The organism is Dolichospermum lemmermannii CS-548, from assembly GCF_028330815.1.
In the GTDB taxonomy this organism is placed as follows: Bacteria; Cyanobacteriota; Cyanobacteriia; order Cyanobacteriales; family Nostocaceae; genus Dolichospermum; species Dolichospermum lemmermannii.
This window is the reverse complement of record NZ_JAQMTJ010000329.1, coordinates 1-9,661: the sequence shown is the minus strand read 5'-3', so window position 1 is coordinate 9,661 and position 9,661 is coordinate 1. Positions and strand designations below refer to the sequence as shown.

The following is a 9,661-nucleotide window of genomic DNA, read 5'->3' as shown; positions in this document are numbered from 1 at the left end:
TCTACCGAGATTGCCTGTGGAGCGGAAAAACCTCTTAGAAGCCATTCTAAGACCGTGATGAAGCAGGAAGTAAACACTAAGGTTATCGCTGTCCAGATGTGTCTAGACTTTGGTAATTTTGGGTAAGTTTTATAGAACGGCAAGCACTCCTATTTTGGTAAAGTTCCATAGAACTAGGCGTTTAAAAGAAATATATCTCAAAAGGCCTAATTCAATAGTTTTGCTTCAAACAGCCAATTCCTTGGTAAACAGTTGGAAACAAGACGATAAATAGCGCAAACATGACGATGTAAGAAGTGTTAAAAATGCTAAAAGGCAATGTCTTAGGGATAGGTGGCGATTTATGCTGGTGGCAGTGATAGGCCTTACCGCAATTTCTATTCCTAACTGAAAACATCACATATAATATTGAGCGGGAGAGTTTACATGAAGCTTGTCATCCACGGTAAAAATATTGAAATCACTGATGCAATTCGTGAATATGTGCATCAAAAGATTGAAAAGGCAGTTAGTCACTTCCAGAACATCACCAATCAAGTGGATGTCCATTTAAGCGTAGCTCGCAATCCCCGAATAAGTACGAAGCAAGCGGCAGAAGTAACTATTTATGCTAATGGTAGTGTTATCCGTGCGGAAGAAAGCAGCGAAAGCTTATATGCAAGTATTGACCTAGTTGCAGACAAAATTGCTCGGCAATTACGGAAATATAAGGAAAAAAGGCAGGATCATAAAACTCAACCTATATCAACTAACGAAGTAGTAGCACCCGAAACTGTTGCAGCGGATTTAATAGGCGATCGCACCGCTGAATTACCCCAAGAGGTTGTTCGCACCAAATACTTCTCCATGCCACCAATGACATTGGCAGAAGCGCAAGAACAACTGCAACTGGTGGGACATGACTTTTATATGTTTCATAATGCAGAAAGTGGAGAGATTAACGTCATTTATGAACGTAATCACGGCGGTTATGGAGTAATTCAACCTCGTAATAACGGTAACGGCAACGGTAAAAATGGCAAATCTGCTCATGTTGGTGTAGCAGAAAAATCTAGAGTTTAATTATCGAGAGTCAGATCCCCGACTTCTCTAAGAAGTCGGGGATCTTAATTTATGCTGCTAGTTGTTGCAGGATTTTCAATGCTTCTTCAACGTGGCCTTTAAAGTTCAACATGGAATCAAGTACATACTGAACCACACCATTTTGGTCAATCACATAGGTGACTCGGCCGGGAATAAAACCAAAAGCGGTAGTTGCACCATATTGTTTTCGGACTTTATCACCTTGATCACTTAAAAGTGTAAAAGGTAAATTGTATTTATTTGCAAACTTTTGATGAGAGTCGCTAGAGTCACCACTCACACCAATAACTTCAGCACCAGCGGCTTGAAATACTGCATATTGATCTCGAAAAGCGCAAGATTCTATAGTACATCCTGGTGTATCATCCTTGGGATAAAAATAGAGAACAACGGATTTTTTACCCCGAAAGTCTGCCAAGCTAACATTTTCGCCGTTTTGGGTAGGTAGACTAAAATTAGGTGCGGTATCTCCAACTTTGATAGCCATATTAAAAAATTTAAACTTCAAACATTACTTAATAAAAGTTTACCCTGTAACCTAGCTTCTAGAATTTTCCTTGATAAAGTGCATCAGGAGGAGTAAGGTGAGATCCTTAAATAAGATATTCCGTCTATGCGTCTGAGTTCCCTTGATGTGTTTCGTGGTATTACCATCGCTGCGATGATTCTTGCTAATATGGCAGGAGTTGCAGATGATGTTTATCGTCCCCTCAGCCATTCTGAATGGCACGGTTGTACACCCACTGACTTAATATTTCCCTGCTTTTTATTCATTGTTGGTGTGGCTATGACGTTTTCTTTAGCAAAATATACCGCAGAGAACAAGCCCACCAAAGCAGTTTATTTACGCATCCTGCGCCGCACTGCGATTCTGTTTATATTGGGTTTAGTATTAAATGGTTTTTGGAATCAAGGTGTTTGGACTTTTGATTTAAGTAGTATCCGCTTAATGGGGGTATTGCAACGAATTGCTTTAACTTATCTTTTTGCATCTTTAATAGTTTTAAAATTACCTCGCAAAAGTCAATGGCTAGTAGCAGGAGGATTACTAATTGCTTATTGGTTGACAATGATGTATATTCCTGTTCCTGATTATGGTGCAGGAGTGCTAACGAGAGAAGGTAATTTTGGCGCATTTATTGATAGATTAATTATTCCCAAGGCACATTTATATAAAGGTGATGGGTTTAATTTCCTGGGAGATCCAGAAGGACTTTTCAGCACAATTCCGGCAATAGTTAGCGTTTTAGCCGGTTATTTTACTGGGGAATGGATTAAAGATAAAAAACAGGCTACTTCACAAACTAGCATGGATTTAGTGTTATTTGGTTTGTGTTGTTTGGTAATTGCAATTATTTGGGATGTGTCATTTCCCATTAATAAGAAAATTTGGACGAGTTCCTATGTTTTATTTACCACTGGTTGGGCGTTAATGTTATTAGCAGCTTGTTATGAATTGATAGAAGTGAGGTTAATTAAACGCTGGAGTAAGCCTTTTGAGATCATGGGATTAAATGCGATCGCTCTTTTTGTGGCTTCTGTATTCCTGATTAAAATCACAGCAAAAACCCAACTGGCTACTGGTGAAACTGCTGTGAGTATCTATAATTGGATTTACCAAAATATCTTTGCATCTTGGGCAGGAAATTTCAACGGCTCATTTTTGTTTGCACTTGTTACCCTGTTATTTTGGTATGGTGTTGCTGTTTTGATGTATCAGAAACGTTGGTTTATTAAAGTGTAAATAAAACTTTTGTGGGACAGGCATCTTGCCTGTCCAATATTTTGTTAGAAATTGAGAAAATCTATCGTTTTGGACGTTTTACACCACCAGGGCGTTTTACTCCAAATCCATACATATAAATTTCAGGCATATTAACACGCTTATCAGAACGCCTGTCAATAATTCCCAGTTGTAGCAAATATCGCATAATTTCCTCCGGGTTTAAAGTGGGTGGTTGTTTTCCAGATTCTTCACTCCATATTGTATTTTTAAGTTTATCTAGAAAAATTTCTTCTTCAACAGGAACTTTCAAGCCATTCAAGCTGTTCTTCAGAGGTGCTAACCAAGGATATTCATCTACTAATTCTTCAATTCTATGTTCAGAAGCTTCAACAATTGCACCTTGCAAATCAGGGGGATTTAGTAGGGTATCTCCAGATAAATTTTGCGGATTAAAGTCTCCGAGTTTGCGATTTGCTGCTAATGAAAACAGATTTAACAATGATCTTGGATCAATTCTCCCTCCAGCATCTTTAAGATGATTAGGAATCCAGCTATATGTATAACCCTTTCTAGGATTTTCACCCATGAATCTACCAATTATTTTCTCAATCATAAATTGGTGAGAATATTCCGAGCTAGTTATAGTTATTCCCAAAGGTGTGTTAGTTTCTTTGAGAAACCTTGGTAATGTCCCTAAATAATCAGCCATTTCTTGACCAGAATTTGCTAATCTTTTGAATAGTAGTTGATATAACCAAGCATCTTTCCATTCTAAATTAGTCTGATAAGCTTTTAGCTTAGAAGCATCAGGAAAACTTAAAAAATCTTCTCTAAACAGGTCGGTACGTAAAAAAATCTTGGGTCTAATTCTTTCCCAACGTCGCCACCTGTCTAACCAAAAAGCTAAAAGCTCACGAATAGGAACAGCTAATTGATTATATGAAGATACTAATCTATCTAATTCATCATAGGTAATAAATAGCCATTCATTAGCTTTAATTAATTGTTCATCTAACAAATCTAAAGCATGATTTATTTTTTCTATGTCTTGACGCACAAGAGGAAACCAAGCAGATAATAGAGGTAACTTATTGATTAATAATTCACGAATTTCTAAAGGTATTTCATTAGCCCAAGAGCTTGTTAAGATTCCTTGATTTTGGCGCAACATTATTCCTAACATTAAACCAATCCAAAATGCACGCCAATCAAGATTACTAACATTTTGCATCTGTGCTTCTATAGTTTCTATTGCAGGAAATGTTTTTTCCTGTTGTCTAGTCCGTCCAAAAGCCGCAATCCATGTTGTTTTTTCTAAATCATCTAAAGCTCTGATTTTTAAATTTTCTACGAGGATCATTCGTCCTGAAGGAATGGCTAATAACCGAAATAATTCAGTTTTACCAGCACCCTTTCCTCCTAATATTAAAAGTGTATCTCTTTCTAAAACTTGGCGATAGTTAGGAATGGGCAGAAAGTTTTTGAGAAAAACATCATCATCATTACCTTCATTTTCTGCTGTTGCGTTTCCTGGTGCTATAGCAGCCATTAATTCTAGTAGTTTTTGTTTATCAAAATTACTCATATTACTTCCTCATTAATTCTATTGAAATTTTTACCAAATAAGTTACAAATCCTTCGAGTAATTTTTTGATAATCTTCATTTGTCATTAAATTAATCAAGTCTTGTAATCTTCTTTTTTCTGCATTAATTTTTTCTGCATTACTTTCATCACGAATGAATAAAGAAATATCACCTTGTAAACCATCTTGTAAAGGAATTGTCAAGGCTGTAAAAGGTGCTACCTCATCACCTAAATTTGGAACTTCATCATCTGCATAGTAGTAGTTTTGTCTAAAAACTTGATATGCCTTTAAATTAAATTCTTCGTATTCACCATATCTTGCTGTTTCTCGCACACTGGGAGACATAGCATGAACTAATACTACAGGTAGTTGTTCTCTCTCTTCTGATAATGGTCGAGATAAACGACGAATAACGTGAGTTAAACCAGCCCAACTTTGCTGAGATTGTCTACCAAATATAACTGCGGCGTGAGATAAATCAGTTAATGCTAATCCCCCAATATCATGAAATCCTGCTCTAGAATCTAATAAAATGAAGTCAAGGGGTCTCTTATCACTTTCTATTTCTTTAATCATTTCTTGAAAAGTTTCAGGAAGTTGATGATCTATCAGGTTTTGAAAATCTAGCCTTGCTAATTTTTCTAGGTAATTATTATCTACAGTTCCCGCAGACAATAAATAGAGTTCTTCTCCTAAATCTCCGATCAATAAGGGATCATTAATTGTTAAAATATGATCTCTTAAAGACCAATTGTTACTTTGAATTTTTTTCTCTAACAAATAATCAATAACCCCAAAAGGTTTTGGATTATCTGGAGAAAATATCGAAGATAAACCAGGAGCTTCTAAATCCAAATCTACTATAGCTACCCGGTGTCCATTACGAGCTAAAGTGAGTGCAGTAGCGACTAGTGCTGTTGTTCTACCTACACCTCCTTTAAATGAAAAAAATGTGATGATTGCTGGTTTATCACCGCTATCAACCTCTTCTATTTCCCAAGGAGGATTACCTGAATTCTCATTAGTCCATGTATGTTTAGCAATATGGCGTTCTAGTATATACAAACGAGGAAATGGAGCTTCATCATCCCGTTCAATAGCAATAGTATCATCCTTCCATTCGGCTTCAATTCTCTGATTTTTGATGACATCAATTAATGCTTTATAACCATCTTGTTTACCCTCTGGTTCTGGACACCAAATATCGTCATCGTAATAAGAACCAAGTTCTGCATTTAAGTATTGTTTTAATTTATTTATGTCTAATGAATTAAGTTTAATACTGTTTTGTGAGCCATTATCTTCAGTGATTTTCTTAGGTTCAAGGAAAAGGCGTATTTTACCATAAACATCACGAATTATGGTTACAGATTCCAGATTTGGTTTCAATCTTGATTCTATGTCAGGTTTTTCAAAGCATTGTTTTACTCTTGCAAAAGTATCACCAAAACTAATCATAATTCTCTCAAATTTCTATTTGCTAACTCTGTAAGTGTACCATCTAGAGCAATTATGCCATCTAGAATCAGTTTAGGTATAATCTCCTGATAAATTTGCTCTGCTCGCTCAACCGCGTCCTTTGCTTCAGTTTTATTCCAAAGTCCTGATTTAGCATAGCGTCGCTCTGGATGATTTCGACTTAGGATAGTTCCCTGTATTCGAGAAGTTGGAAGTTGCATATCAAGCACCGGATACATTAAGCGTAGCCTATTCATTGCTTTACCTTGAAGTTTTTTTAAATCATGACCATGGGTTTTTATTTCTTCTATATCTTCAGAAAGATATACTGTAACTAATACCTTAAATGAACATTCAACGACATAACCAGCTAGATATACTGCATTATCCAATCGTTCCTCTCGTTCCTCATTCAACACATTCAACAAAATTTTTGCATCATGTAAATGCCTTGCTGCTGCTTGTGGAAAAGACGCTTCTAACAAAATTACTCCTTAATAATTGGTTTCAAAAAAATATAAAAATGCTGAAAATGAGTCCGCAAACGCGGACTTTTACTCAACGAAATCAACCCATCAACTAAACTGCAACCTCTTCCGCTTCCAACACATTAATCTCATCTAAAATCCGCCAAATTTCCTGCATCATTGCATCTAAACCAGTGCGAGTTACCGCAGAAATTATAAAAACTGGCGCAAAAGCCAGATGATTTAATTGCATAGCTAAAGCTTCCAAATCAACAGTTTCCCTATCAACAGCATCTATTTTATTCAAAGCTAAAATCTGCGGACGTTTAGCTAAACCTCGTCCATAAGCTTTCAGTTCTTCCTGAATAGTATGGAAATCAGCAATGACATCTTCACTTGTCGCATCAATTAAGTGTAATAAAACCCTTGTCCGTTCAATGTGACGCAAGAAATCATGACCTAAACCCGCACCATGAGAAGCACCTGCAATTAAACCGGGAATATCGGCAAAAACAGTACCATCACCCGTAGGTTTTTTTACCACACCCAAATTAGGAATTAAGGTAGTAAAAGGATAATCAGCGATTTTCGGACGTGCGGCTGATAAAGAAGAAATTAAAGTAGATTTACCCGCATTTGGTAAACCAATAATTCCTACTTCTGCTAACAATTTCAACTCTAAACGTAATACCTTCTTTTCCCCTTCTAACCCAGGAAGGGCATATTCGGGGACGCGGTTACTATTACTCAAAAAATGTTGATTTCCTAGCCCACCTTTACCACCTTTAGCAACCTGAAAACTTTGACCAGGTTCAACTATATCGCATAGTAAAGCACTCGTTGCCGCATCATAAACAGAAGTACCACAGGGAACTTCAACAATTAAATCTTTTCCACCTGCACCGGTACAATTATTTGGACCACCACGTTCTCCATTTTGCGCCTTAAACAAATGCTTATATCGAAAATCTAACAAGGTTTGGAGGTTGCTATCACCCACAAAAATGATTGAACCGCCTCTTCCGCCATTACCACCGGAAGGACCACCTGCTGGTACATATTTCTCTCTGCGGAAAGCAACAATACCATCGCCTCCGTCACCTGCTTCTACTTCAATTACTGATTGGTCTATAAATTGCATAATTTAGTCAGTTGTCAGTTGTTAGTTGTTAGTTGTCAGTTGTCAATTACGCTAACAATTGACTACTAACAACTAATTTAAATATAAGGTGTAACATCCTCGCCACAGTCGTCTGCTAGGTAGGAAAGGGCGCGAAAGCGTAAACCTACCATTTGTTCATAAAGGGGGTTAATTTTACACAATGGCGGAATATGAACTATTTTCCGCCCGAATAGAGTTACATCTCTTTCAAAGGGACACTGGGAAGGAATCATCTTACACAAAAATTTCGCCACTCTGGGGTCTTGAATATCTAAACCGTCTAACCACTGACGCAAGGGACGTAAAGCGTCTGGGTGTGGGGCTTCAAGTCCAGCCGCAGGGAAATCGTTTATTTGTGCGGTATCTTCTAGGGTATGACGTAGAGCCGTGAGTAAACTTTCTTGCAGTTCTAATTTTTGACACAATTGCTGAAGTAGGTCATCTTCACTAGGTGAGTATATACCATCAGCGATCGCTACCATTACCGCTGTCCGCAAGAAATTTTCCGCTACAGGCGTACCTTTACCCAATATAGCCGCTAATTCATCTGGTTCAATTATCTCTAGAGTATTCCAATCAACAGAAGGGGCTAATTCATCTTTGGTCAGATTAGTAATTAATTCCTGTTCTTGAGTATCAAAGTTACCATCAGCCCAAGCAATAGTCAGTAATCCACGTAACCAAGCAATAATTTGTTCGCTACTGTAAGGAGTTTGAGCAGTAGTTGTCATAAAAACTCAGTCCTGTAATTTTTATTAGTCAATATTAAGTTACCTTGAAGATAACTAAATTTCTGTACATTTAATTGGTAAAAATAAAGTAAATGTAGTCCAACATGATCAGGAATTTTGTTGGGTTTCCTTGCTTCAACTCAACCTCCGAGATCAGGACTTTTTAGCCCGAACTCAGCAGTATTGATTCACAACGGCATAAAATATGGATATAATTGATTATATTTATCATTAATTAGGTATAAAGTATGTTCTCCTTTGGTATTGAACATGAAGTTGCTTTTCTCAATCATCAAGGAAAATTCGCAGATTTCCAGAATACAAAATTTGCAGATTTTCAGCAAATTGTTGACAAATTACCTATCTATCCCACTGACTACCCACAATTAAGAGTTGGTGATGCTGGGATTAAGAAAAAGCGGTGGTATATTGAAGGATTTGAAAGATTTAGCGACTCTGAAGAAGTAATTGACTGTGTAGCTAAAGGTATTGAAATTAGAACAACTATCCACTCTACTATTCAAGGAGCAATTGATGAATTAACAGAAAGTTTTTATTTACTGAGTGAAGTAGCTTCTAGTTTGGATTTTACACCCGTTTTAATTAGTTTCAATCCTTATCATCGGGTATTTAATCCTCAACCACCATTAAATGATTATGAAATCAGACGGAGACAAGTATCTCCAGAAAAACAAACTGCTAATATTCCCATGTTAACATATGGACCAGATTTAAATATTTCCGTCGCCAACTTACCTATTCAACAGGTAATTGATATTGGCAAAAAGTTGACTTATTACAGCCCTTACATCATTCCTTTTAGTTATAGTTCTCCTTTTTATCATGGTGATTTATGGGAAGGTTTATCAATCAGAACATTTATGAGAACAGGAAAAAGACCGGCAGCATTAGTTTTTGTGGAAACAGCAGAAGAACTAATAAAAAGTGTACCATCATTAACAAAAATTGCCCGCATTCCCGCAGAAGTAGGACGGATAGAATTTAAAGCTTGTGATAGTTGTGATAATTTCGCTATTTATGCAGGTTTATTAGCTTTATTAAAAGGTTTAGTATTAGATGAAACTTTACCAGGTAGAGCTATGATACCTGATGCTAATTTACACCAAATTTCGGCAAAATCAGGCTTTGAAAATGAAGACATTTTCCTTAACTCTTACAAACTTTTACAAGTTGCTGAAATTGCCCTTAAAGATGATCCTGATCTTGAATTTTTAACTCCATTAAAAGTCATTTTATCCGAGAAAAAAACAAAATCTCATGAATTAATTCAGTTGTTCCAAAATTTAGGTTCAATTGAAGCCACTCTCAAGAAAAGTTATAACAGGTAATAGGTAATAGGTAATATTTACCAATGACCAATGACCAATGACCAATGACCAATCACCAATGACCAATCACCAATCACCAATGATCAGGGTATCTCAAT

General features: G+C 36.6%; 9 protein-coding genes. 3 read left to right on the top strand and 6 right to left on the bottom strand.

What is annotated here, in order from left to right; genetic code table 11:
* Positions 1–426 precede the first annotated feature (426 nt).
* A complete protein-coding gene (gene hpf, locus PN450_RS23770) occupies positions 427–1,062 on the top strand; it encodes a ribosome hibernation-promoting factor, HPF/YfiA family (RefSeq protein ID WP_015080529.1) in 636 nt (211 codons plus the stop codon).
* A 49-nt stretch (positions 1,063–1,111) separates the two neighbouring features.
* Here hpf and PN450_RS23765 read toward each other — a convergent pair whose 3' ends face one another.
* On the bottom strand, positions 1,112–1,570 hold the full coding sequence (locus PN450_RS23765) for a peroxiredoxin (RefSeq protein WP_271837762.1): 459 nt from the start codon (positions 1,568–1,570) through the stop codon (positions 1,112–1,114).
* A 126-nt stretch (positions 1,571–1,696) separates the two neighbouring features.
* Here PN450_RS23765 and PN450_RS23760 point away from each other — a divergent pair, with 126 nt between their 5' ends.
* A complete protein-coding gene (locus PN450_RS23760) occupies positions 1,697–2,827 on the top strand; it encodes an acyltransferase family protein (RefSeq protein ID WP_271837761.1) in 1,131 nt (376 codons plus the stop codon).
* 61 nt (positions 2,828–2,888) lie between these two features.
* Here the strand turns inward: PN450_RS23760 and PN450_RS23755 are convergent, their stop codons facing one another.
* The 5 genes from PN450_RS23755 to PN450_RS23735 all read right to left on the bottom strand — a co-directional run bounded on the left by PN450_RS23755 (position 2,889) and on the right by PN450_RS23735 (position 8,214).
* Entirely contained in the window at positions 2,889–4,394 is a 1,506-nt protein-coding gene (locus PN450_RS23755) for a P-loop ATPase, Sll1717 family (protein WP_271837760.1), read from the bottom strand.
* A complete protein-coding gene (locus PN450_RS23750; RefSeq protein WP_271837759.1) occupies positions 4,391–5,854 on the bottom strand; it encodes a tyrosine-protein kinase family protein in 1,464 nt (487 codons plus the stop codon). The genes PN450_RS23755 and PN450_RS23750 overlap by 4 nt, the downstream gene beginning before the upstream one ends.
* Complete coding sequence (locus PN450_RS23745) at positions 5,851–6,339, bottom strand: hypothetical protein (RefSeq protein ID WP_271837758.1); 489 nt, start codon at positions 6,337–6,339, stop codon at positions 5,851–5,853. The genes PN450_RS23750 and PN450_RS23745 overlap by 4 nt, the downstream gene beginning before the upstream one ends.
* 94 nt (positions 6,340–6,433) lie before the next feature.
* The gene (gene obgE, locus PN450_RS23740) at positions 6,434–7,462 is read right to left on the bottom strand and encodes a GTPase ObgE (RefSeq protein ID WP_271837757.1); all 1,029 of its coding nucleotides are present in this window, start codon (positions 7,460–7,462) and stop codon (positions 6,434–6,436) included.
* 77 nt (positions 7,463–7,539) lie between these two features.
* Complete coding sequence (locus PN450_RS23735; RefSeq protein WP_271837756.1) at positions 7,540–8,214, bottom strand: Mo-dependent nitrogenase C-terminal domain-containing protein; 675 nt, start codon at positions 8,212–8,214, stop codon at positions 7,540–7,542.
* Between the two features lie 248 nt (positions 8,215–8,462).
* On the opposite strand from PN450_RS23735, the gene PN450_RS23730 reads away from it, so the two are divergent.
* Complete coding sequence (locus PN450_RS23730) at positions 8,463–9,563, top strand: glutamate--cysteine ligase family protein (protein ID WP_271837755.1); 1,101 nt, start codon at positions 8,463–8,465, stop codon at positions 9,561–9,563.
* The last annotated feature ends 98 nt before the right edge of the window (positions 9,564–9,661 follow it).

Bases quoted from the DNA above. Each gene is read 5' to 3' on its own strand.
- hpf (WP_015080529.1), top strand. From the start codon at position 427: ATGAAGCTTGTCATCCACGGTAAAAATATTGAAATCACTGATGCAATT.
- PN450_RS23765 (WP_271837762.1), bottom strand. From the start codon at position 1,570: ATGGCTATCAAAGTTGGAGATACCGCACCTAATTTTAGTCTACCTACC.
- PN450_RS23760 (WP_271837761.1), top strand. From the start codon at position 1,697: ATGCGTCTGAGTTCCCTTGATGTGTTTCGTGGTATTACCATCGCTGCG.
- PN450_RS23755 (WP_271837760.1), bottom strand. From the start codon at position 4,394: ATGAGTAATTTTGATAAACAAAAACTACTAGAATTAATGGCTGCTATA.
- PN450_RS23750 (WP_271837759.1), bottom strand. From the start codon at position 5,854: ATGATTAGTTTTGGTGATACTTTTGCAAGAGTAAAACAATGCTTTGAA.
- obgE (WP_271837757.1), bottom strand. From the start codon at position 7,462: ATGCAATTTATAGACCAATCAGTAATTGAAGTAGAAGCAGGTGACGGA.
- PN450_RS23735 (WP_271837756.1), bottom strand. From the start codon at position 8,214: ATGACAACTACTGCTCAAACTCCTTACAGTAGCGAACAAATTATTGCT.
- PN450_RS23730 (WP_271837755.1), top strand. From the start codon at position 8,463: ATGTTCTCCTTTGGTATTGAACATGAAGTTGCTTTTCTCAATCATCAA.